This window comes from Bradyrhizobium sp. USDA 4486 (genome assembly GCF_054057995.1).
In genome coordinates this window covers 6,426,706-6,448,998 of record NZ_JBSRZV010000001.1, presented here as the reverse complement: position 1 = coordinate 6,448,998, position 22,293 = coordinate 6,426,706, and the positions used below count along the sequence as shown (strand labels likewise).

Sequence of the window (22,293 nt, the reverse complement as noted above, 5' to 3'; positions counted from 1 at the left end):
TTATGTGTCGCCATGATCGAAGCCGACATCTTCAAGGCGCTGGCCGACCCGACCCGCCGCAAGGTCTTTGAGAAGCTCGCCGGCGGCAGCCTCAATGCCAGCGCTTTGCGCGACGGATTGGAGATCAGCCAGCCGGCGATGTCGCAGCATCTGGCGGTGCTGCGCGCGGCAGGGCTCGTGCGCGAGCAGCGGCAGGGCCGCTTTGTGAACTACGAAGTCGACCCGGACGGGATCGCCACCATCGGGACATGGCTCGCGCGCTACCGCGCCTACTGGCCGAAGCGCATGGAAGCACTCGCCGACCTCTTGAAGGACATGGATCAATGAGCGACGCCGCGAAGCCTGATCGTCCCGACGCAAAGCTCGTGCTCGAATTCGTTTTCAATGCGCCGCCGGCAAAAGTCTGGCGCGCCGTGACCATTCCTGAATTGCGCGAGCGCTGGCTGCCGGATTGCGACCTTGCGGGCGCCGAGCCGGAATCATCGATTCCAGGCGAAGAGGTGCGCTATCGGCTGCGCGATTCCGAGCCGCCGTTTCGCGAAAGCCACGTCATCTTCCGGATCGAACCAAACGAAGACGGCGGCACCCGCTTTCGCATCATCCAACAAGCCTGTGACGATCGAACGAAGCTACCGCAACCGGCCAACAGCAATTGCTGCCTGATGCGCGCGGCGGCCTGACACCAACAAGACTTCATTGTAGATATGGGAGGTCGCCGATGCGCGACATGCTTCAGCTCGTCCCTATGGTCGTCGAACAATCGGCGCGCGGCGAACGATCCTTCGACATCTACTCACGCCTCCTGCGCGAGCGCATCATCTTCCTCAACGGCGAGGTCAATGATGCGATGTCCGGACTGGTCTGCGCGCAGCTCTTGTTCCTGGAGGCGGAGAATCCGAGCCGGCCGATCAACCTCTACATCAATTCCTACGGCGGCGTGGTCACCTCTGGACTTGCGATGTACGACACCAGGCAGTTCATCAAGGCGCCGGTCCACACGCTGTGCATGGGCACCGCGCGCTCGATGGGCTCGTTCCTGCTGATGGCCGGCGAGCCCGGTCACCGCGCCGCCTTGCCCAACGCAAGCCTTCACGTGCATCAGCCACTCGGCGGCTTCCAGGGCCAGGCCTCCGACATCCTGATCCATGCCAACGAAATGCAGGAAACCAAGCGACGCATCATCCGGCTCTATGCACGGCATTGCGGACGCTCCGAGGCGGAGGTGGAGCGGACCCTGGACCGCGACCACTTCATGACCGCACAGCAGGGCGTCGAATGGGGATTGATCGACCGGGTTTTTGCCGAACGTGACGCTGCCTGATGGTCCTGCAGTGGCCTTTCAACCGCACGGTTTATTGCGCGCACCCGGTGAGCACGAGTGCGTCAGGCTCGCTATCTCCCGCCGCGGCGCGGCGTCCACCCCATAACGTGATACCTTTTGTCTGCCCGACACATGAGCAACATTGTGTCGGCAGCCTGTCGTGCTCGTATTTTGAGCAGTTCTGACCACGTTTTGAGCGCGACGTATTAGCGCAGTGCGGCGCAATACGCCTCGAGCGCGAAAACACCCGTTTTCATAGTCCGTTAGGCAATGCGCCCGATCTGGCACGGCATTTGATTCTAGGGGGCCTGGCTGTGCCCGCGTAGTGAAACTTCTCCCTCGTGGCGAACCAGTCGAGAAACGCCCGGCCACGTCCGGACCGGGCTCAAGCGGGGATAGGACCCATGAAAATTGTTATGGCGATCATTAAGCCATTCAAGTTGGAAGAAGTCCGTGACGCCCTGACCGCCATTGGCGTTCACGGACTCACGGTGACGGAAGTCAAGGGATATGGCCGGCAGAAAGGCCATACGGAGATCTATCGCGGCGCCGAATATGCCGTGAGCTTCCTGCCCAAGATCAAGATCGAGGTCGCTGTCGCGTCCGAACAGGTCGACAAGACCATCGATGCCATCACGTCCGCGGCGAAAACGGGACAGATCGGCGACGGCAAGATCTTCGTCATCAATCTCGACCATGCGGTTCGTATCCGCACCGGCGAGGCCGATGCCGCGGCCCTTTGATTTCGCGCTCAACCTTATCCAATCAGGAGTGAATAAAATGACGTTTAAGCGTCCCTATGGCGCGGGATTGGCGGCTCTCGCAGTCGGCCTGTTCGCTGCGACCGCAGCCTATGCCGAGCCAACGGTCAACAAGGGAGACAACGCCTGGATGCTGACATCGACGGTGCTGGTGCTGTTGATGACGATCCCCGGCCTCGCGCTGTTCTACGGCGGTCTCGTCCGTTCCAAGAACATGCTCTCCGTGCTGATGCAGGTGTTCTACACCGTCTGCGTCGTCACCGTGATCTGGGCCGTGTACGGCTACAGCCTCGCCTTCACCGGCGGCTCCGACTTCATCGGCGGCTTCTCCAAGGCCTTCATGATGGGCGTCACCACCGACTCGAAGGCTGCGACCTTCTCGGTCGACGCCAACATCTCGGAGCTTGTCTACGTGTGCTTCCAGATGACCTTCGCGGCGATCACGCCTGCCCTCATCGTCGGCGCTTTCGCCGAGCGGATGAAGTTCTCGGCGATCGCGCTCTTCATCCCGCTCTGGGTCACGCTGATCTACTTCCCGATCGCGCACATGGTCTGGTACTGGCCCGGCCCGGACGCGATCCAGGATGCGGCCAAGGCTCTGGCTGCTGCCGGTGATGCGGCGGCGAAGACCGCGGCGCAGGCCAAGCTCGACGAGATCAACGCTGATGCTGGCTGGATCTTCAAGGCGGGCGCGATCGACTTCGCCGGCGGCACCGTGGTGCACATCAACGCCGGTATCGCAGGCCTCGTCGGCGCTCTCCTGATCGGCAAGCGCGTCGGTTACGGCAAGGAGCTGATGGCTCCGCACTCGCTGACCATGTCGATGATCGGCGCCTCGCTGCTCTGGGTCGGCTGGTTCGGCTTCAACGCCGGCTCCAACCTGGAAGCCAACGGCGGCGCTGCGCTCGCCATGACCAACTCCTTCGTCGCCACCGCAGCCGCCGCGCTGTCGTGGATGTTTGCGGAGTGGATCGTGAAGGGCCATCCGTCGGTGCTCGGCGTCATCTCAGGCGCCGTCGCGGGCCTCGTGGCCGTCACGCCTGCCGCCGGCTTCTCCGGTGTCATGGGCGCGATCGTCCTCGGTCTCGTGGTCGGCGTGGTCTGCCTGTTCTTCTGCACCGTCGTGAAGAACGCGCTCGGCTACGATGACAGCCTCGACGTGTTCGGCGTGCACTGCATCGGCGGCATCGTCGGCGCGATCGGCACCGGCATCCTGGTCAATCCGGCTCTCGGTGGTGCGGGCATCATCGACTACACCGCGATCCCGCCGAAGGTTGCCGATTACGACTTCGCCGCGCAGATGCTGTCCCAGCTCAAGGCTGTCGGCACCACGCTGGTGTGGTCGGGCGTCGGTTCGGCGATCCTCTACAAGGTCGTCGACGTGATCGTTGGCCTCCGCGCCAATGTCGAGAGCGAGCGTGAAGGCCTCGACATCACCGAGCACACCGAGCGCGCCTACAACATGTAACGCTCTCCTCCCGGGCGCGGTCTCCTCGGAGACCGTGCCCACAACTACGGTTTGGGCACATACCCGGCAATGCCCCGACCGTTGAGGGGCTCCAGCGCAAGTTGGAGCCCCTTTCTTTTTACCACGCAGCATTTCGCGTGGTCCGGACTCGCCGTAAGTCAAATTGGACGACGCCATGGCTGGCGATTATCATGCCTCCGACTCCCGATTTGGAGCGGCATTCAATGCGTTTGTTCCAGTTTTTGAGCCTTTGCCTCCTGTCGCTCACTCTCTCCGCCCTAGATGCCCACGCCGACAAGCGCGTCGCGCTGGTGATCGGCAACGGCGCCTACCGGAACGTCCCGGCGCTACCCAATCCGACCAACGACGCGGCCGACGTCGGGGCAGCACTGAAACGATCCGGATTCGAGCCGATCGTTGCGACAGATCTCGACCAGTCCGCCATGCAGGAGGCTGTTCTGCGGTTTGCGCGCGAGGCGCACGGGGCCGATGTCGCCTTGTTCTATTACAGCGGGCACGCGCTTCAGTTCGCCGGCGTCAACTATCTGGTGCCCGTCGATGCCGTCGTCCGCGACGAGGTCGATCTGCGGCGCCTGGTGCGCGCCGACGAGATTCTGGCGGACCTGCAACAGGCCAAGAACCTCCGGATCCTCGTGCTCGACGCATGCCGCGACAACCCGTTTGCTGACGAATTGCGGAGGAATGTGGGACAGGGCCGCGGCGTGACTGTGTCCCGCGGCCTGGCGAAGATGGAAAGTCCGGACGGCACGATCATCTCCTATGCGACGCAGGCCGGTCGAACCGCCGACGACGGCGATGGTCGCAACAGCCCCTATACGAGCTCGTTCCTGGAGCACATACGCGACCAGGGCAATATCAACACGGTGTTTCAGACCATCAGCGCGGGCGTGTACCAGCGCACCAAAGGCACTCAGGTGCCCGAACTGTCGCTGTCGTTTTTCGGCGAGTACTACCTCAACGGCAAACCGGAGACGTCGGCTTTGGCCCCGGCACCAGCGCCGCCGATCGATCCCTGTGCGGATGCCGGTGATCATTGGCGCAGCGCGGAGACGCTGGGCACGCTGGCAGCCTTCAAGGATCAGTTGATGCGCTTCCCCAACTGTGCATTCGCGGACCTCGCAAAATCCCGGATCGCGGCGCTGGCAAAATCCGCCGATGATGCCAAGCACAGTATCGCGTTTGACGGGACCTGGATCGGCAAGGAACGTTGTCAATCTCAGCCTCCTTTCCTGGAGTCCTATTACCAGCACGCGCTGCGCATCAAGGACGGCGTGCTTCATGCGGTTTTTGGCGACGACGGCAAGCCTGGTTCGTCCGTCTATGACGGAAAGATCGAGGCGGATGGCAGCGCCACCATCATGGTCAAGGGCCTGTTGCCGGAGAACGACCCGCTGCGTCGGCCCGCCGGATCTCCCTACCAGTACAAGATCGTCCTTGCGCTGAAGGACTCCAGCGGAGCCGGCGTGCGGACGGAGACGCCGCGGCAGTGCCAAATGGAATTGACCAAGCTGGCACCACAGAGCCCGGGTGCGAACCCGGCTCAGACTGATTCGAAGCGGACCACCCAGCGCGAGGAAAAGACCGCGGTAATCCCGCCCGAACAGCGGGACGGCGGAAAGCCACGGCAAACTGGGGGGCTGAGCTGTTCGATGATGCGGAGCAGATGCGCCACTGCATGTGTCGGGCTTAGCGGCAATCCAAATTGCGCTTCAACCGTCTGCCCGCGTCTGGAAGGGGAGTGCATGAGCAGCGGATGCTGGCGCGGCCGAGGTTTCAGTGGCTGCGGGCTTGCCAAGCGCTAGCTGCCACAGGACCATTGCGGTACGATGTCCGTTTTGGTCGGCCGTGCAAAAGAAAGGGATTGCCATTCCAGATTGCCGGCGCAGAAATACCGACCACAACGAACAACAAACCGGGAGGTCGTCATGCGTTTGGAAGGCGGATGCTATTGCGGCGAAGTGCGCTACGTGGCCGAGGGCGACCCCATGATGCAGGCCCAGTGTCATTGCCGCGAGTGCCAGTACATCTCGGGCGGCGCGCCCAACACCTTCATCGCGATGCCGGCGGCCGGCTTCAGCTACATCACCGGACAGCCCAAGCAGTTCACGCGCAAGGACCTCGAGCGCGCCGTGACGCGCGAATTCTGCCCGGAATGCGGCACCCATCTGGTGACCAAGGTGCCGGGCCTGCCTGCGGCTATCCTGAAAGTCGGCACGCTGGACGACCCGTCCCAGTTCCAGCCGCAGCTGGCGATCTACACCTGCGACAAGCAGGAGTTCCACACCATCCCCGCGGGCATGAAGACATTCGAGAAGCTGCCGGGGCACTGAGGCCGCGATGACGGTGCCTCTCTCTCCCGCCTGCGGGAGGGCAGGGGAGAGGGTGTCTTCGCTGGCGAGAACTCCCGAGAGGAGAAGCCTCACCCGACGCTTCGCGTCGACCTCTCCCGCAAGCAAACGGGAGAGGCGACGCGCCATGCATCCCGTTGTTATCGACTTCATTATTCCAGCTCTGGACGGAGGCGGCGACCGATGGTTAATCGCGTCTTAACCTCGCCCTATCTATGGTGAACTGAACCGCTTCCCGCCGGCGCCTCGCTGCGACCGGCCGTTCCAAGAGTACTGGCGCCCAACGAATGGCTCTGACCGCTTCATCCCGTGCGCCGCAGGGCGGTGGTAGCTCCGATTCCGCACGCTCGCCCTTCGTCCGGCTCAACGAGCTGCTGGCCCCGCATCAGCCGGGCAAGCCCTTGATTTCGCTTGCAGTCGGCGAGCCCCAGCACCCGGTGCCCGACTTCGTCGGCCCGGTGCTGGCCAAGCACATCGCCGATTTCGGCCGTTACCCGATGAACCAGGGCACCGAGCCGTTCCGCAACGCTGCAGGCGCCTGGCTGTCCTCGCGTTTCAAGCTGCCGCGCGCACTCGACCCCAAGACCGAAATTCTGGTCCTCAATGGCAGCCGCGAGGGGCTGTTCCTCACTGCGATCGCGGCCGCGCGCTATGTCGGCCCACGTCCCGGCAAGCCCGCCATCCTGATGCCGAACCCGTTCTATCCGGTCTATGGCGCCGGCGCCCTTGCGGCCGCATGCGAGCCGGTCCATCTGCCGACCACCATCGAGAACGGCTTCCTGCCCGATCTCGACGCCATCGACGAGGCGACGCTGGCGCGCACCGTGGCGTTCTATCTGGCCTCGCCCGCCAATCCGCAGGGCTCGGTCGCCAAACCCGACTATTTCAAGCGGTTGAAGCAGCTCGCCGACCGCTACGGTTTCGTCATCCTCAGCGACGAATGCTATTCGGAGATCTACACCCGCGAAGCACCGGGCAGCGCGCTCGAATGTGCGGGTGCCGACTTCACCCGCGTGGTTGCGTTTCAATCGCTGTCGAAACGCTCCAACTTGCCTGGCCTGCGCGTCGGCTTCGCCGCCGGCGACAAGAAGCTGATCGGCATGTTCCTGGAGCTGCGCAACATCGCAGCGCCCCAGGTGCCGGTGCCGCTGCAGCATGTCGCGACCGTCGCCTATGGCGACGAGGCGCATGTCGAGGAGAACCGCAGGCTCTACCGGATCAAGTTCGATCTCGCCGACCAGATCATCGGCAATCGTTACGGCTATCGCCGGCCCGACGGCGGCTTCTGCGTCTGGCTCAACACGTCCGAGATCGGTGACGACGTCTCCGTGACTCTCAAGCTTTTCAAGGAAGCCGGCGTCCGCGTGGTGCCCGGCTCCTATCTGGCGAGGCTTCAGCCTGACGGCTTCAATCCCGGCGCCGGCTACATTCGCCTGGCGCTGGTGCAGGATAGTGAGACCACGGCGCAGGCGCTGCACCGGCTGGTCGAAACTCTGGGTTAGGCGGGGCCCATGAGCATGTCGGCAATCGAACGTGTCATTCCACTGGTCGGCCATCTACCGCCCTCGATTCGCGAGGGTCTGGCGCGGCGGATGCGCGAGCTTACCGGTCTCGGCATGGTCGGGCTGGCGGGCGTGGCCTCGGCCGCGCTGATGACGTGGTCGGTGCAGGATCCCAGCCTCAGCCACGCGACCTCACGGCCGATCCGCAACATTCTCGGCTATGCCGGCGCGATCGGCGCCGACCTTGCAATGCAGATTCTCGGGCTCGGCGCCATCATGCTGGTCCTGACCGTCGCGGTCTGGGGCTGGCGCATGATGACGCATCGCCCATTCGACCGCGAGGCGCTGCGGCTCGGCTCGTGGATTCTCTGCACCGTCATCGCGGCGGGCTTCGTCAGCTGCTGGCCGCATGGCGGCGCCTGGCCGCTGCCGACTGGCCTCGGCGGCGTGGTCGGCGACGCCCTGGTGCGCGCGCCTGCTGTGATTTTCGGACCCGCGGGCACGATCTACCGCATGGTGCTCGGCACGATCCTGTTCGCAGCGATGACCGCGACGTTCCTGATCGCCTGCGGTCTCGGCGCACGCGAGCATGACGACGAACTCGCCGAGATCGAGGATGACGACAAGCCGCTCGACGAGGACGAGGAGAGCGACCGCGGCTCGGTGTCGCTGGGCTGGCTGTTCCACGCGCTGATGAGCACCAAGGCACGCCTGATCTGGCTCTGTGGTGTCGCTTACCGCGCGCTCGTCTCGAGCGGACCGAAGACCAAGGCCGCTGCGTTCAGCCGCCAGGAGCCGAATCTCGGCGGCGGACGCGCTGCGCCCTCGATCTCGCCGCAGTTCCAAGACGAGGACGACGAGGACGAGCATGAGGAGGACGACGAGGAAGGCGAGGCGGAAGAGGACGAAGAGGAGGAGCCCGCCGCGCGCGCTCCGCGCAAGAAGGCTGCGCCGAAGGCGGCGGCCAAGAAGGGCTCCGACAAATTCGAGCTTCCCTCGGTCTCCATGCTGGCCGCCCCGAAGGCGGCCGATCGCCAGCCGCTCAGCAAGGCCGAGCTGGAAGCCAATTCCCGCTCGCTCGAAGGCGTGCTGCAGGATTTCGGCGTGCGCGGCGAGATCGTGAAGGCCAATCCGGGTCCGGTCGTCACGCTATACGAGCTCGAGCCGGCGCCCGGCATCAAGTCCTCGCGCGTGATCGGTCTCTCCGACGACATCGCCCGCTCCATGAGCGCGCTGTCGGCGCGCGTCGCCGTCGTGCCCGGCCGCAATGCGATCGGCATCGAGCTGCCGAACGCGCATCGCGAAAAGGTTTACCTGCGCGAACTGCTGGTCGCGAAGGAAGCGACCGAGACGGTGGCGAAGCTGCCGCTCTGCCTCGGCAAGACCATCGGCGGCGATCCCGTGATCATCGATCTCGCGCGCACCCCGCACATGCTGATCGCCGGCACCACCGGCTCGGGCAAGTCGGTCGCCATCAACACCATGATCCTCAGCCTGGTTTACCGACTGCGCCCCGACCAGTGCCGGCTGATCATGGTCGATCCGAAGATGCTCGAACTGTCCGTCTATGACGGCATTCCCCATCTGCTCACGCCCGTCGTAACCGATCCGAAGAAGGCCGTGGTCGCGCTGAAATGGGCGGTGCGCGAGATGGAGGAGCGCTACAAGAACATGGCCAAGCTCGGTGTGCGCAACATCGACGGCTACAACACGCGCCTTGGCGAGTTGAAAGCCAAGGGCGAGGAGCCGACGCGCACGGTGCATACCGGCTTCGACAAGGAGACCGGCAAGGCGATCTACGAGGAAGAGAAGCTCTCGCTCGACCCGCTGCCCTACATCGTCATCATCGTCGACGAAATGGCCGACCTGATGATGGTCGCCGGCAAGGACATCGAAGGCGCGGTGCAGCGCCTCGCGCAGATGGCGCGCGCCGCCGGCCTGCACGTGATCCTGGCGACGCAGCGTCCGTCCGTCGACGTCATCACCGGCACCATCAAGGCCAACTTCCCGACCCGCATCGCCTTCCAGGTGACGTCGAAGATCGACAGCCGCACCATCCTCGGCGAGATGGGCGCCGAGCAGCTGCTCGGCCAGGGCGACATGCTCTACATGGCGGGCGGCGGCCGCATCAGCCGCGTGCACGGGCCATTCGCCTCCGACGAGGAAGTCGAGAAGGTGGTGCGTCACCTCAAGACGCAGGGCCAGCCCGAATACCTCGAGGCCGTTACCGCCGAAGAGCCGACCGAGGACGAGGACGGCGCGGTGTTCGACGCCACCGGCATGGGCGCGGACGGCGGCGGCGACCTGTTCACGCAGGCTGTTGCGATCGTCAAACGCGACCGCAAGGCCTCGACCAGCTACATCCAGCGCCGCCTGCAAATCGGTTATAACCGTGCCGCGTCGCTGATGGAGCGCATGGAACTGGAAGGCATCGTCGGACCCGCCAACCACGCCGGAAAGCGTGAGATTCTGGTCGAGGAAGAAGACAGCCACATGTGAGGCAGCCGCCCTGAACGAAATTTCACGTAGAATCGATATCTCCTTTTGCCCGAAATCACGCTAAAAGACGCCCAGCCACACAGGACGACGCGTTGATCAGACATCCGGACACTCGATTCGCTGCCACCATCGCCGCGCGAAGCGTGCGCATGGCCGGCGTGCTTCTCGTCACCGCCGCGATGGTGACCACTGCGTCGCTCGCGCAGAACGTTCCCGTGCCAAAGCCCGCGCCGAAGGGCCGCGATGGCGCGGCATCCGCCGGCGGCCCCGCGATCACCGGTGCGACCCAGCAGCCGCCGAATCCGATCATCCCGGATCCGCGCCGCAACGTGCCGAGCAGCATCTTCCAGACCTTCGACGAGAAGCAGAAGGCACAGGCGGCCAAGGTCAGCGCGTATCTGTCCTCGCTCCAGACGCTGGTCGGGAATTTCGTCCAGGTCGGACCCGACGGCAGCAAGACGCAGGGCGATTTCTACATCCAGAAGCCCGGCAAGGTGCGCTTCGAATATGACGCGCCGAGCCCGATCGACATCGTCGCCGACGGCTCCTCGCTGGTGGTGCGCGACCGCAAGCTGGCGACCCAGGACGTCTATCCGCTGTCGCAGACCCCGCTGCGCTTCCTCTTGTCCGACCGTATCGACCTGATGAAGGACACCAATGTCGTCAACGTCACGGCCGATGACGTCTTCGTCAGTGTCACCATCGAGGAGAAGCAGGCGCTGGTCGGCACCAGCCGACTGCTGCTGATGTTCGGCGCGAAGGACGGCCAGCTCAAGCAGTGGACCGTCACCGACCCGCAGGGCTACGACACCACGATCGCGGTCTACAATCTGGACTCGAGCAAGAAGCTCGATCCCAGCATGTTCAAGATCGATTTCACCAATTACGGCCCGGCTCCGGGATAGGTCTGCCTCGTGTCCCGGACGCGACGCAGCGCGTAGGGGTGCGGCGCAGAGCCGCGACTCGGACCCCCTCACAGATGGGCCCCGGCTCTGCAGCGCCACTTCGTGCCGCGCAGCGTCCGGGGCACGAGAGAGTTCGTTCCGCCGTTCACAGCCAAAAGACGGTGGGCACAGCGCTTTGCGCCTTTGCCCACCTTACGGGAGCTTGCTAAGACGCATTTCCCATGCGTCTTTCCCTGACAACGTGGAACATCAACTCGGTGCGACTGCGCATCGACCTGGTCGCGAAATTCCTCAAGAGCGCGCGGCCGGACGTGTTGTGCCTGCAGGAGACCAAGTGCATCGACGACGCCTTTCCGCTGAAGCGCTTCAAGCGGCTCGGCTATGAGCACGTGGCTCTGAACGGGCAGAAGGGCTATCACGGCGTCGCCATCGTCTCGAAGATTCCATTCGACTCGAAAGACATCCGCACTTTTTGCGACAAGGTGGATTCGCGCCATATCTCGGTATCGTTCGGCGAGAACGCCAACATCGCAAAGCCGCTGGTGCTGCATAATTTCTACGTGCCCGCCGGCGGCGATATTCCCGATCCCGCGCTGAACGAGAAGTTCGACCACAAGCTTCGCTTCCTCGACGAGATGACGGCGTGCGAGCCGTTGCATCCGCGCGGCGAGGACCGCCACATCCTGGTCGGCGATCTCAACGTCGCCCCGCACGAGAACGATGTTTGGTCGCACAAGCAGCTCTTGAAAGTGGTCTCGCACACGCCTGTCGAAACCGAGAAGCTCAAGGCTGCGCTTGCAGCCGGCGAATGGATCGACGTCGCGCGCGACCGCATCCCGATGTCGGAAAAAGTCTATACGTGGTGGAGCTATCGCTCCGCCGACTGGACCGTCGGCGATCGCGGCCGCCGGCTCGACCACATCTGGGTGTCGCGCGCGCTGAAGGATGCGGTCAGTGATTTCAGCATCCTGCGCGATGCGCGCAGCTGGGAGCGTCCGTCGGACCATGTGCCTGTGACGGTGACGCTGGAGGTGTAGCCTGCGTCATTCCGGGACGCGACGAAGTCGCGGGCCCCGAAATGACGGGCGGAGAAACCGACATCACGACGTCAGCTTCGCGCCCGCCATCAAGATATCGCTGGCAATCTGGCTCGAGCGCACCGCGAATTCATCGCGCAGGCGGACGGCCGCAGCCGGATCGCTTTCGAGCACGCGCTGGAACAGGCTGCGCGCGACGCGGATGACGGAGGCGTGCTCCAGCGCGATCGCGCTCGACGGTCGCTTCATCGGGACCACCAGCGCAAGCTCGCCGATGAGCGCGCCGGGGCCTGCGATCATCTCGGCGCCGGCACCGTCATCGACCCGGAAGGCCCCGCGCTGGACCACGAAGCCGGCATCGGCCTCGTCGCCGAGATTGAACAGGACGTCACCGCGGACGAAGTTGCGTTGTTCGGAGCCAATCGCCAGCATGCGCAACGAGGCGTCCCCCAACAGGCGCAGGGTCGGGACACGCTCGAGAAGCGCTACGTCGTCGTCGATTGACATTCAGGTCCGAGGCTCAAGGGCACGATATCTAAAACGATTCGGGCGCCCCTGAAGCGTATCACGGCACCAGCTTGTAGCCACCGGCTTCCGTTACCAGGATCTCCGGGTTGGCGGCGTCCTTCTCGATCTTCTGGCGCAGGCGGTAGATATGGGTTTCCAGCGTGTGGGTGGTCACCCCGGAATTATAGCCCCAGACTTCCTGGAGCAGGGTCTCGCGCGAGACCGGCATCTGGCCGGCCCGGTAGAGGAAGCGGAGGATGGCGGTTTCCTTTTCCGTCAGCCGCACCTTGCGGGCATTGGCCGCGGTCAGCATTTTCGAGCCCGGACGGAAGGAGTAGGGGCCGACCGAGAACACCGCATCCTCGCTGGCCTCATGCTGGCGAAGCTGGGCGCGGATGCGGGCCAGCAGCACGGCGAAACGGAAGGGCTTTGCGACATAGTCGTTGGCGCCGGATTCCAGCCCCAAAATCGTGTCGGAATCGGTGTCATGTCCGGTCAGCATGATGATGGGAGCCTTGAAGCCGCCCTTGCGCAAGGAGCGGACCACCTCGCGGCCGTCGGTGTCGGGCAGGCCGACATCCATCAGCACCAGATCGGGGGAATTGGCCTTTGCGGCGCTCGCACCCTTGGCGCCGGTATCGACGGCGGAGGCTTCGAATTCTTCGTGCAGCGATAATTGCTCCACCAACGTATCGCGCAGATCGGTATCGTCATCCACGATCAGGATCTTGCGGGCATTGGCCATAGGGGGTCATCCTTTTGGAGTCCGACTCGGCGCGCATGCATGCTGCACCCAGCCGCGATGGAAAGTTAGGGGGTCGCCGTTATTATTGTTGTTCGTGTTGAAGTAGTGGGCTGTTACCGATTCTCAAGCCAGAACCACTCTAACGCAGAATAGCAGGGCGATTTGATGAATGTCCTGTAATGAATTCGACATTGCAGGTTCACATGAAAAACAAAGCTAGGTCAGCTAGTTACGCCAGAATCCGGCGCGCCGGGCCGTTGTCCGCGATCCGCGTTAAGCGCTGCCGCCGGGAATCCGCGCCGGGGTTGGCTGACCGCCGGCGCGCTGACGATTCCGGTGGCGCTGGGGCGGGGCGGCATTCTCGCCAACAAGCGCGAGGGCGACGGCGGCACCCCCAGGGGCAGTTTTCGTCCCAGGCAATTGTGGTGGCGGGCCGACCGGCACAGCCGTCCCAAGACCTTCCTGCCGGCTCGGACCATCAGCGGCGCGGACGCCTGGTGCGAAGATCCTGCCGATCGCCATTACAACCAGTGGATCCGGCGCGGGCAGGGCGAGGGCGGCGACCGACTCAAGCGGGACGACCATCTCTACGACTTCATCATCGAGATCGACCACAATACAAGGCCGCGCATCGCCGGCCGCGGCAGCGCCGTCTTCCTGCATCTCGCGCGCGACAATTTCGGGCCGACGGCAGGCTGCGTCTCCATGACCAAGGCGGCGATGCTGCAACTGCTGCGAAGGCTCGGACCCAAAACAAGAATCATCATCGGGTGAGGGCACATGCTGTGCTGGGGAAGGTGTCGGTGGGATTCGCGTAAGCAGCCTCACACCCGCTGTCGTCCCTGCGAAAGCAGGGACCCATAACCCCAGGGGGGGTTATGGTGCGAAGTGGTAGCTACGAGTCTTCGTCAGATCACGTCCTGTGGTTATGGATCCCGGATCTGCGCTCCGCTCAAGACAACGCTGCGCGTTGTCGGGAGCTGCGCTTTGTCCGGGACGACGGCAACTACAGCAACTACCTGTGCCCAAAAATCGCGCTGCCCACGCGCACATGGGTGGCGCCCAGCATGATGGCTGTGGCGAAATCGGCGCTCATGCCCATCGAGAGATTCTTCAATCCATTGCGCGCGGCGATCTTGGCAGTCAGCGCGAAATGCGCCGCCGGCGGCTCGTCCACCGGCGGGATGCACATCAAACCGGAGATCGTCAGCCCATAGGTGTCGCGGCAGCTCGCAAGGAAAGCGTCCGCCTCGCCCGGGGCGACGCCGGCCTTCTGCGGCTCCTCGCCGGTGTTGATCTGGACGAACAGCTGCGGGTGCTTCTTCTGAGATTCGATTTCCTTGGCTAACGCTTGGCAAATGCTCGGGCGGTCGACCGAATGGATGGCATCGAACAGCGCAACGGCCTCTTTCGCCTTGTTGGATTGCAGCGGCCCGATCAGGTGCAGCGCGATATCGGGGTAAACAGACGTTAACGCCGGCCACTTGCCTTTGGCCTCCTGCACGCGATTCTCGCCAAATACGCGCTGTCCGGCGGCGATAACCGGCGTAATTGCATCGGCAGTGAACGTCTTCGACACCGCGATCAGCGTCACGGAGGCGCGATCGCGCTGCGCATCCTTGCAGGCGCGTGCAATCTCGGCTTCGACCGCGGCGAGCGCGCTTGGTGAATGGCCGGTTACCGGCGCGTCGTGGTGTTCTGTCATGACGTCGATTGACCGTGAGCGTAACGGAGGTAAGTCCAATTTTACCGAGTTCAAGAAAGAGTTTTTGAACCCTTCGCTTTACCTTGCCCGCGGGGTGGGCAGCGAAGATGGCAAACGTCAGTTTCAACCGCAAACGAGCGAAACTCAAGCAGGTTCTCGGGATCCGGGCGCGGCTCGCCTTGCTCGCGGTGATTTTGGTGACACCCTTGATGTTCGAGCGCATCCGTTCGCTCGAGGACACGCGCGCCAAGCAGATCGCGCAGGCTGCGGCCGAATTCACCACCATCGCAAGGCACAGCGCCGATGCGCAGCGCGAGGTGATCTCGTCGGTCGAGACCATCCTGAAATCGGAAGCCTTCATTCGCGCCTCCGCTGGTGGCATCAGCAAGAGCTGTGACGTGCTGCGCGCGAGCCTGCCGTCGAACCTTCCCTGGATCCGCACGCTGCTGATCGCCGGCCAGGACGGCCGCATCCAGTGCGCGACCAACAACATGTATGTCGGGCTCGACCTCAGTGACCGGCCCTACTTCCAGCAGGCGCAGGAAACCGGCCGCTTCGTGCTGAGCGACTTCATCATGTCACGGCCCGTGCCATCGCCGACCGTGATGGCAGTCTATCCGGTATCCGCCTTCAGCGGCGTCGCCGATGCCGTCGTGCTCGCCACCGTGAACCTCGATTGGATGTCGAAGGTCATGAGCAATCTCGGCGGCCGCGATGGCATCACCGCGGTTCTGGTCGACAGCGCCGGCACCGTGCTGGCCGCGCCCGCCGATCAGCACAGCGCGGTCGGCCGTCCCCTCGACAACATGCCGCTGATGTCGGCGATCGCCGACAAGGCATTGCGGTCGGACCAGGACGAAGGCTCGCTGTCGTTTCTCGCCGCCGACGGCTCGCGCCGCGCCGTCAGCTACATCCGCATCGCCGGCACCAATGCCCGCCTGATTGCCAGCATCGACGAGGACAAGGTGTCGGCGGCCGTCAGCCGCGAAATCCGCACCGCCTATCTCCAGCTCGCTTTCGTCGTCGTGTTCGTCCTGCTCGGCGCACTGATCGCCGCCGAGAAGCTGGTGATCAAGCCGATTGAGATGCTGGCCGACATGGCCAAACGCCTCGGCGAAGGTGACCTCTGGGCGCGCGCCGCGCGCAATCGCCTGCCGGCCGAATTCGTGCCGCTCGCCCGTGCCTTCAACGCGATGGCGGCGCAGCTCAGCCAGCGCGAGCGCGAGCTGATCGCGAGCAACGACCGCCTTACCGTGATGGCGTCGATCGACATGCTGTCGGGCCTTGCCAACCGCCGCGGCTTCCAGAGCCGGCTCGATTTCGAATGGATGCGCGCGCAGCAATATGGCAGCGAGCTCGCGCTGCTGATGATCGACGTCGACCATTTCAAGCTCTTCAACGACACCTACGGCCATCTCGAAGGCGATTCCTGCCTGACCAGGCTCGGCGAATCGCTGTCCGGCATCGCCGCCGACACGATGGGCTTTGCCGCGCGCTATGGCGGCGAGGAATTCTGCCTGCTATTGCCGAACACCGACGTGAACCGCGCCGTCGAGATCGGCGAGCAGGTGCGCGCGGCCGTGCTGAAGCTGTGCCTGCCGCACATCACCTCCAGCCACATGATCGTCACCGTCTCGATCGGCGTCGCGGCGACGAGGCCGAACGAGGCCTTGCGTCCCGGCGATCTCATCGAAGCCGCCGACGCCGCGCTCTACGCCGCAAAGCATCGCGGCCGCAACAACGTCGTCGAGCACGGCGTGCAGACGATCGAGAACGGTGCCGCCGAGATGATGATGGCAGCGAGCGCCTAAAGCGCGATGAGATTGGGATGAATCGTCATCGCGCTTTAGGTCGTTGTTTGTGCATGATCTTTTCGGAAAACCGCTTCGCACTTTTCCGGATCATGCCTTAGCCCGCGGCCCCGGCGCGATCGAGCTCGATCTCCGTCACTACGCGATTGCGGCCGCCGCCTTTGGCGAGATAGAGCGCGCGGTCGCAGCGCTCGATCAAATCGGTGATCGCTTCGCCGGCCCGGTACTGCGCAACGCCGATGGACACGCTGATGCTGGGCAGCGTCTCACCGGTGGAACGGCGCGTGATGCTGCATTCGGCGATCGTGCGCCTGATGCGCTCGGCGATCCCGGCACAGGTGGCGAGGTCGGCATCCGGCAGCACCGCGATCAGCTCCTCGCCGCCATAGCGCGCGGGCAGATCCTGCCGGCGAACCTTTTCGCGCAACACCTTTGCCATCAGCCGCAGCACCTGATCGCCGACGCCGTGACCGAAACTATCGTTGAAGGTCTTGAAGTGGTCGACGTCGAGCAGGAGCACGCTGAGCGGCTCGCCCCATTCCGCCGTCGCCTGCGCCTTGCGCAGGAATTCGTCCAGCGCCCGGCGGTTGGCAAGGCCCGTCAGCGTGTCGGTCCGGGCGCGCTCCTCGGACCGCGAGAGCGAATCGCGGATCACGTCGAGCTCGCGGGTTTTCTCAGCAAAGCCCGCCTCGAGCCGCGTCGCCCTGGTGGCGGCCCGCGCCAGCTCGTTCATGAGCTGGGCGACCAGCACCTTCGGATCGACGCCGGCCTTGCCCCGTTCGGTAACCTCGCTGATCGCCTGCATCTGGGAATGATTGTCGGCGATCGCGCTCGTCAGAAATTCCTTCGCCGTACCCATCAGCGTATGCAGCCGCTCGGAGGTGACGGCGACGACGGCGCTCACCTGGGGCGCGACATAAGTCTCGAACAGATCCAGATTGGTCCTGTTATCGAAGGGCCGGCTGTGGTCGATCAGGAGATCGATGGCATTGCGCAGATCGTCATGGCTACCGGCGAAATATTGGAACCAGACGGAAAAATTGATCGGTGTCGGCGGAATCCGCTGTTCGGCCATAGCTCGCATCGCCCGCCCGGCAAGGGACGCGGCATAGTCATGATCGGGATCGTCGAAGCTGGAATCCATCGCGGCAGCGGGGTCTTAGCGGGCCGCAACCTCGCACCGACCCCTTAATCACCCCCCAACGAGGGCTCAGTACTTATGCGGATACGCCCAGCCCAAGTTCCAAATCGCGGCAACCCATTGACCCCCCGAGGACTTCTATGGCCTAGTCCGCCGTCTTTGACGGCCGAATCCAAGAAAACCAACGATTCCATGACCTCCGAACGCTACAACGCCCGCGACGCCGAACCGCGCTGGCAACGCCAATGGGACGAACAGGCGATCTTCGTCTCGAAGAACGACGATTCGCGGCCGAAATACTACGTCCTCGAGATGTTTCCCTACCCGTCCGGGCGCATTCATATCGGCCATGTCCGCAATTATACGCTTGGCGACGTGCTGGCCCGCTTCATGCGCGCCAAGGGCTACAACGTGCTTCACCCGATGGGCTGGGACGCATTTGGCCTGCCGGCCGAGAACGCCGCCATCGAGCGCAAGGTCGCGCCGAAGGCCTGGACCTACGACAACATCGCCGCGATGAAGAAGCAGCTCCGCTCGATCGGGCTGTCGCTGGACTGGTCGCGGGAGATCGCGACCTGCGATCCCTCCTATTACAAGCACCAGCAAAAGATGTTTCTGGACTTCCTGCGCGCTGGCCTTGCCGAGCGCGAGAAGCGCAAGGTGAACTGGGACCCCGTCGACATGACCGTGCTCGCCAACGAGCAGGTGATCGATGGTCGCGGCTGGCGTTCGGGCGCTGTGGTCGAGCAGCGCGAGATGAACCAGTGGGTCTTCAAGATCACGAAGTACTCGCAGGAACTGCTGACGGCGTTGGATACGCTGGATCGCTGGCCCGACAAGGTGCGGCTGATGCAGCGCAACTGGATCGGCCGCTCGGAAGGCCTGTTGATTCGCTTCGCGCTGGACGCGGCGACGACGCCCGCCGGCGAAAATGAGCTAAAGATCTTCACGACGCGCCCGGACACGCTGTTCGGTGCGAAGTTCATGGCGATCTCGGCGGATCATCCGCTGGCGCAGGCCGCCGCGCCCAAGAATCCGAAGCTCGCGGAGTTCATCGCCGAGATCAAGAAGATCGGCACCGCGCAGGAGATCATCGATACCGCGGAGAAGCAGGGTTTTGACACCGGCATCCGTGCGGTGCATCCGTTCGATCCCTCCTGGAAGCTGCCGGTCTATGTCGCGAATTTCGTGCTGATGGAGTACGGCACCGGCGCGATCTTCGGCTGCCCGGCGCATGACCAGCGCGACCTCGACTTCGTCAACAAGTACAATCTCGGCAATACGCCGGTGGTGTGCCCGGAAGGGCAGGATCCGAAGACGTTCGTCATCACCGACACCGCTTATGACGGTGACGGCCGCATGATCAATTCGCGCTTCCTCGACGGCATGACCATCGATCAGGCCAAGGAAGAGGTCGCCAAGCGTCTCGAGAGCGAGCTGCGCGGCAATGCACCCGTTGGAGAACGCCAGGTCAATTTCCGCCTGCGCGACTGGGGCATTTCGCGCCAGCGCTATTGGGGCTGCCCGATCCCGGTCATCCATTGTCCGAAATGCGACGTTGTGCCGGTGCCGGATGCCGACCTGCCGGTGAAGCTGCCTGACGATGCGACCTTCGACCGCCCGGGCAACGCGCTCGATCATCATCCGACCTGGAAGCACGTCACCTGCCCGCAATGCGGGGCCAAGGCCCAGCGCGAAACCGACACCATGGACACCTTCGTGGATTCGTCCTGGTACTTTGCGCGCTTCACCGATCCTTGGAACGAGAACGCGCCGACGACGCCCGCAGTCGCCAACCGGATGCTGCCGGTCGATCAGTATATCGGCGGCGTCGAGCACGCGATCCTGCATCTGCTCTACAGCCGCTTCTTCACCCGCGCCATGAAGGCGACCGGGCACATCGCGCTGGACGAGCCGTTCGCCGGCATGTTCACCCAAGGCATGGTGGTGCACGAGACCTACCAGAAGGCCGACGGCACCTATGTGCAGCCGGCCGAAGTGAAGATCGAGGTCGGCGGCAATGGCCGGCGCGCGACGTTGCTGACATCAGGCGAAGACGTCACGATCGGCCCGATTGAGAAGATGTCGAAGTCGAAGAAGAACACGGTCGACCCCGACGATATCATCGAGACCTACGGCGCCGACGTCGCCCGCTGGTTCATGTTGTCGGACTCGCCGCCCGACCGCGACGTGATCTGGAGTGACGAGCGCGTCCAGGGCGCCTCGCGCTTCGTGCAGCGGCTGTGGCGGCTGGTGAACGACTCCGTAAACATCGGCAGGGCCGCGCCGGCGGACCGGCCGGCCAGCTTCGGAGCGGATGCGACCGCCTTGCGCAAGGCGGCCCATGGTGCGCTGGACAAGGTCACCACCGGCATCGAGCGATTGCACTTCAATGTCTGCCTCGCCCATATCCGCGAATTCACCAACGTGTTTTCGGAGGTGCTCCAGCGTCCCGGGCAGCCGGCCCCAGATTTGGCTTGGGCGATCCGGGAGGCGAGCCAGATCCTGGTCCAACTGTTCTCCCCGATGATGCCACACCTGGCCGAGGAGTGCTGGCACGTCCTGGGGCACTCCGGGCTGGTTTCGGAGGCCAATTGGCCGCAAATCGAACGCGATTTGCTGGTTGAAGACAGCGTGACCCTGGTGGTCCAGGTCAACGGCAAGAAGCGGGGTGAAGTCACAGTTGCAACAGCGGCCCAGAATCCGGAAATCGAGGCTGCCGTTTTGGCCCTCGATGCGGTAAAACTGGCCCTGGATGGCAAGCCCGTCCGCAAAGTGATCATCGTCCCCAAGAGGATCGTGAATGTTGTCGGCTAGGATCCGTATCGCAGCCCGCTTGCTGGCGGTCGCCGCTCTGGCGGCGCTGACAGCCGGCTGCTTCCAGCCGATGTACGCCGAGCGCACCGACGGCACCCCCGGCCTGCGCGAGAAGCTGATGGGGGTCGACCTCCCGCCGATCAGCAAACCGAACGCCTCCCGCGAGGCTCGCGTCGGCGTCGAGGTCCGCAATGCCCTGGCCTTCAAGCTCTACGGCAGCGCCACGGGCATGCCGCCGACCCACCGGCTCGACATCCGCTTCAACAGCAGTAAGTCGTCGCTGCTGGTCGATGCCAATACCGGCCTGCCGACCAGCGAAAACTACGGCATCGACTGCCAGTACAACCTGATCGAAGTCGCCACCGGTAAGTCGGTGATGACCGGCACCACGTTCTCGCGCGTGTCCTATGACATGCCCGGCTCCTATCAGCGCTTCGCCCGCAACCGTGCCGTGCGCGACGCCGAGGATCGTGCCGCCAACGAGATCGCCGAGAACATCACGACCCGGTTGGCCGCGTTCTTCACCGCGGGTACGTAGTCTTCTTGTCATTCCGGGGCGCCCGCAGGGCGAACCCGGAATCTCGATCCCCAACCTCTGGATCCGGGTTCGCGCCAGGCACGCCCCGGAATGACGTCTTCGAGGCGAAATGGTCGCGCTGCGCGGAAAAGAGATCGACGCTTTCCTTGCCCGCCCCGATGCGGGCCGCCCGATCATCCTGCTCTATGGTCCTGACGCCGGCCTCGTGCGCGAGCGCGCCGATGCGCTGATCGCCTCCGCGATCGACGATCCCAACGATCCCTTCTCGCTGGTCAAGCTGGACGGCGACGAGCTCTCGGCCGAGCCGTCGCGCCTCGTCGATGAAGCCATGACCGTGCCACTGTTCGGCGGCCGCCGCGCCATCCGCATTCGCGCCGGCTCGCGCAGCTTCGCCAGCGGCGTCGACACGCTCGCGGACATGAGCGTGAAGGATTGCCGCATCGTGATCGAGGCCGGCGAGCTGCGCCCCGAATCGCCGCTGCGCAAGGCTTGCGAGAAGGCCAAGACGGCGGTGGCGATCGGCTGCTATCCCGACACCGAGCGCGATCTCGCAAAACTGATGGAAGACGAGCTGCGCATTGCGAATTTGCGCATCGCGCAGGATGCCCGCGCCGCGCTGGTGTCCTTCCTCGGCGGCGATCGCCAGGCCTCGCGCAACGAGCTGCGCAAGCTCACGCTTTATGCCCATGGCAAAGGCGAGATCACACTGGATGACGTGATGTCCGTGGTCGCCGACGCCTCCGAGCTGAAGCTCGATCCGATCGTCGACGGCGCCTTCGCCGGCCGGCCCGATATCGTCGAGACCGAGTTCGCAAAAGCCATGATCGCCGGCACCCATCCCGGCGTGATCATCTCGGCCGCGCAGCGCCAGGCGGCGTGGCTGCACAAATCCGCGCTCGCGATCGCCGACGGCCAGCCCGCCTCCGCCGTGCTCGACGGCGGCTTTCCGCGGCTGCATTTTTCGCGCAAGCCCATGGTCGAAACGGCGCTGCGCAATTTCAGCGTAGCCCGGCTCGCGGCAGTGATCGAACAGCTCGCGACCGCCGCGCTCGACACCCGCAAGCAATCCACCCTCGCCGCCGCCATCGCCCAGCGCACGCTGATGGCCATCGCCGCCAACGCGAAGCGGCGGGGCTGAGCCTCACTCTATCCTCATTGCGAGCGAAG

19 protein-coding genes and 1 pseudogene are annotated in these 22,293 nt (G+C 64.1%); 16 read left to right on the top strand and 4 right to left on the bottom strand.

Going from position 1 to position 22,293, the window contains the following annotated elements; translation table 11 throughout:
* Positions 1–12 precede the first annotated feature (12 nt).
* From ACVWY3_RS30400 to xth, 11 genes are all read left to right on the top strand, one after another.
* On the top strand, positions 13–327 hold the full coding sequence (locus ACVWY3_RS30400) for an ArsR/SmtB family transcription factor (RefSeq protein ID WP_211383744.1): 315 nt from the start codon (positions 13–15) through the stop codon (positions 325–327).
* Positions 324–680, top strand: coding sequence for an SRPBCC family protein (locus tag ACVWY3_RS30395; protein ID WP_456843495.1), 357 nt, complete (start codon positions 324–326; stop codon positions 678–680). Before ACVWY3_RS30400 ends, ACVWY3_RS30395 begins: the two co-directional genes overlap by 4 nt.
* Before the next feature lie 38 nt (positions 681–718).
* Positions 719–1,321 (top strand): ATP-dependent Clp protease proteolytic subunit, encoded by a 603-nt coding sequence (locus tag ACVWY3_RS30390; protein ID WP_456841753.1) that lies wholly within the window; start codon positions 719–721, stop codon positions 1,319–1,321.
* Positions 1,322–1,725: 404 nt separating this feature from the next.
* Positions 1,726–2,064 (top strand): P-II family nitrogen regulator, encoded by a 339-nt coding sequence (locus tag ACVWY3_RS30385; RefSeq protein WP_027535364.1) that lies wholly within the window; start codon positions 1,726–1,728, stop codon positions 2,062–2,064.
* 37 nt (positions 2,065–2,101) lie between these two features.
* Entirely contained in the window at positions 2,102–3,550 is a 1,449-nt protein-coding gene (locus ACVWY3_RS30380; RefSeq protein WP_456841752.1) for an ammonium transporter, read from the top strand.
* Between the two features lie 224 nt (positions 3,551–3,774).
* A complete protein-coding gene (locus tag ACVWY3_RS30375; protein ID WP_456841751.1) occupies positions 3,775–5,373 on the top strand; it encodes a caspase family protein in 1,599 nt (532 codons plus the stop codon).
* Positions 5,374–5,496: 123 nt separating this feature from the next.
* On the top strand, positions 5,497–5,901 hold the full coding sequence (locus ACVWY3_RS30370; protein WP_456841750.1) for a GFA family protein: 405 nt from the start codon (positions 5,497–5,499) through the stop codon (positions 5,899–5,901).
* A gap of 305 nt (positions 5,902–6,206) precedes the next feature.
* Positions 6,207–7,421 carry an aminotransferase class I/II-fold pyridoxal phosphate-dependent enzyme gene (locus tag ACVWY3_RS30365; RefSeq protein ID WP_456841749.1) on the top strand — a complete coding sequence of 405 codons (1,215 nt, stop codon included), beginning with the start codon at positions 6,207–6,209 and terminating at the stop codon, positions 7,419–7,421.
* A gap of 9 nt (positions 7,422–7,430) precedes the next feature.
* On the top strand, positions 7,431–9,920 hold the full coding sequence (locus tag ACVWY3_RS30360) for a DNA translocase FtsK (protein WP_456841748.1): 2,490 nt from the start codon (positions 7,431–7,433) through the stop codon (positions 9,918–9,920).
* 149 nt (positions 9,921–10,069) lie between these two features.
* Positions 10,070–10,825, top strand: a complete 756-nt coding sequence (locus tag ACVWY3_RS30355) for an outer membrane lipoprotein carrier protein LolA (protein ID WP_456841747.1) — start codon at positions 10,070–10,072, stop codon at positions 10,823–10,825.
* 221 nt (positions 10,826–11,046) lie between these two features.
* Positions 11,047–11,862, top strand: a complete 816-nt coding sequence (gene xth / locus ACVWY3_RS30350) for an exodeoxyribonuclease III (RefSeq protein ID WP_456841746.1) — start codon at positions 11,047–11,049, stop codon at positions 11,860–11,862.
* A gap of 63 nt (positions 11,863–11,925) precedes the next feature.
* On the opposite strand, the gene ACVWY3_RS30345 is transcribed toward xth, so the two are convergent.
* Positions 11,926–12,369 (bottom strand): cyclic nucleotide-binding domain-containing protein, encoded by a 444-nt coding sequence (locus tag ACVWY3_RS30345; RefSeq protein ID WP_092211606.1) that lies wholly within the window; start codon positions 12,367–12,369, stop codon positions 11,926–11,928.
* Between the two features lie 58 nt (positions 12,370–12,427).
* On the bottom strand, positions 12,428–13,114 hold the full coding sequence (locus ACVWY3_RS30340; protein WP_008142830.1) for a response regulator transcription factor: 687 nt from the start codon (positions 13,112–13,114) through the stop codon (positions 12,428–12,430).
* 203 nt (positions 13,115–13,317) lie between these two features.
* Between ACVWY3_RS30340 and ACVWY3_RS30335 the strand changes: the two are divergent.
* A pseudogene (locus tag ACVWY3_RS30335) lies at positions 13,318–13,888 on the top strand (L,D-transpeptidase family protein).
* Between the two features lie 241 nt (positions 13,889–14,129).
* On the opposite strand, the gene ACVWY3_RS30330 reads toward ACVWY3_RS30335, so the two are convergent.
* On the bottom strand, positions 14,130–14,819 hold the full coding sequence (locus ACVWY3_RS30330; protein ID WP_456841745.1) for a YggS family pyridoxal phosphate-dependent enzyme: 690 nt from the start codon (positions 14,817–14,819) through the stop codon (positions 14,130–14,132).
* A 107-nt stretch (positions 14,820–14,926) separates the two neighbouring features.
* Here ACVWY3_RS30330 and ACVWY3_RS30325 point away from each other — a divergent pair, with 107 nt between their 5' ends.
* On the top strand, positions 14,927–16,630 hold the full coding sequence (locus tag ACVWY3_RS30325) for a sensor domain-containing diguanylate cyclase (RefSeq protein ID WP_456841744.1): 1,704 nt from the start codon (positions 14,927–14,929) through the stop codon (positions 16,628–16,630).
* A gap of 97 nt (positions 16,631–16,727) precedes the next feature.
* Here ACVWY3_RS30325 and ACVWY3_RS30320 read toward each other — a convergent pair whose 3' ends face one another.
* On the bottom strand, positions 16,728–17,774 hold the full coding sequence (locus tag ACVWY3_RS30320; RefSeq protein ID WP_456841743.1) for a GGDEF domain-containing protein: 1,047 nt from the start codon (positions 17,772–17,774) through the stop codon (positions 16,728–16,730).
* Positions 17,775–17,963: 189 nt separating this feature from the next.
* Between ACVWY3_RS30320 and leuS the strand changes: the two genes are divergently transcribed.
* The 3 genes from leuS to holA all read left to right on the top strand — a co-directional run bounded on the left by leuS (position 17,964) and on the right by holA (position 22,264).
* Positions 17,964–20,588: a leucine--tRNA ligase gene (gene leuS, locus ACVWY3_RS30315; protein WP_456841742.1), complete on the top strand. Its 2,625-nt coding sequence runs from the start codon at positions 17,964–17,966 to the stop codon at positions 20,586–20,588.
* A complete protein-coding gene (locus ACVWY3_RS30310; protein WP_456841741.1) occupies positions 20,575–21,126 on the top strand; it encodes an LPS assembly lipoprotein LptE in 552 nt (183 codons plus the stop codon). Before leuS ends, ACVWY3_RS30310 begins: the two co-directional genes overlap by 14 nt.
* A gap of 109 nt (positions 21,127–21,235) precedes the next feature.
* Positions 21,236–22,264 carry a DNA polymerase III subunit delta gene (holA, locus tag ACVWY3_RS30305; RefSeq protein ID WP_456841740.1) on the top strand — a complete coding sequence of 343 codons (1,029 nt, stop codon included), beginning with the start codon at positions 21,236–21,238 and terminating at the stop codon, positions 22,262–22,264.
* Positions 22,265–22,293: the final 29 nt, after the last annotated feature.

Excerpts from the sequence above, each read along its gene's own strand:
- ACVWY3_RS30400 (WP_211383744.1), top strand. The coding sequence starts at position 13 with ATGATCGAAGCCGACATCTTCAAGGCGCTGGCCGACCCGACCCGCCGC.
- ACVWY3_RS30395 (WP_456843495.1), top strand. The coding sequence starts at position 324 with ATGAGCGACGCCGCGAAGCCTGATCGTCCCGACGCAAAGCTCGTGCTC.
- ACVWY3_RS30390 (WP_456841753.1), top strand. The coding sequence starts at position 719 with ATGCGCGACATGCTTCAGCTCGTCCCTATGGTCGTCGAACAATCGGCG.
- ACVWY3_RS30385 (WP_027535364.1), top strand. The coding sequence starts at position 1,726 with ATGAAAATTGTTATGGCGATCATTAAGCCATTCAAGTTGGAAGAAGTC.
- ACVWY3_RS30380 (WP_456841752.1), top strand. The coding sequence starts at position 2,102 with ATGACGTTTAAGCGTCCCTATGGCGCGGGATTGGCGGCTCTCGCAGTC.
- ACVWY3_RS30375 (WP_456841751.1), top strand. The coding sequence starts at position 3,775 with ATGCGTTTGTTCCAGTTTTTGAGCCTTTGCCTCCTGTCGCTCACTCTC.
- ACVWY3_RS30370 (WP_456841750.1), top strand. The coding sequence starts at position 5,497 with ATGCGTTTGGAAGGCGGATGCTATTGCGGCGAAGTGCGCTACGTGGCC.
- ACVWY3_RS30365 (WP_456841749.1), top strand. The coding sequence starts at position 6,207 with ATGGCTCTGACCGCTTCATCCCGTGCGCCGCAGGGCGGTGGTAGCTCC.
- ACVWY3_RS30360 (WP_456841748.1), top strand. The coding sequence starts at position 7,431 with ATGAGCATGTCGGCAATCGAACGTGTCATTCCACTGGTCGGCCATCTA.
- ACVWY3_RS30355 (WP_456841747.1), top strand. The coding sequence starts at position 10,070 with ATGGCCGGCGTGCTTCTCGTCACCGCCGCGATGGTGACCACTGCGTCG.
- xth (WP_456841746.1), top strand. The coding sequence starts at position 11,047 with ATGCGTCTTTCCCTGACAACGTGGAACATCAACTCGGTGCGACTGCGC.
- ACVWY3_RS30345 (WP_092211606.1), bottom strand. The coding sequence starts at position 12,369 with ATGTCAATCGACGACGACGTAGCGCTTCTCGAGCGTGTCCCGACCCTG.
- ACVWY3_RS30340 (WP_008142830.1), bottom strand. The coding sequence starts at position 13,114 with ATGGCCAATGCCCGCAAGATCCTGATCGTGGATGACGATACCGATCTG.
- ACVWY3_RS30330 (WP_456841745.1), bottom strand. The coding sequence starts at position 14,819 with ATGACAGAACACCACGACGCGCCGGTAACCGGCCATTCACCAAGCGCG.
- ACVWY3_RS30325 (WP_456841744.1), top strand. The coding sequence starts at position 14,927 with ATGGCAAACGTCAGTTTCAACCGCAAACGAGCGAAACTCAAGCAGGTT.
- ACVWY3_RS30320 (WP_456841743.1), bottom strand. The coding sequence starts at position 17,774 with ATGGATTCCAGCTTCGACGATCCCGATCATGACTATGCCGCGTCCCTT.
- leuS (WP_456841742.1), top strand. The coding sequence starts at position 17,964 with ATGACCTCCGAACGCTACAACGCCCGCGACGCCGAACCGCGCTGGCAA.
- ACVWY3_RS30310 (WP_456841741.1), top strand. The coding sequence starts at position 20,575 with ATGTTGTCGGCTAGGATCCGTATCGCAGCCCGCTTGCTGGCGGTCGCC.
- holA (WP_456841740.1), top strand. The coding sequence starts at position 21,236 with ATGGTCGCGCTGCGCGGAAAAGAGATCGACGCTTTCCTTGCCCGCCCC.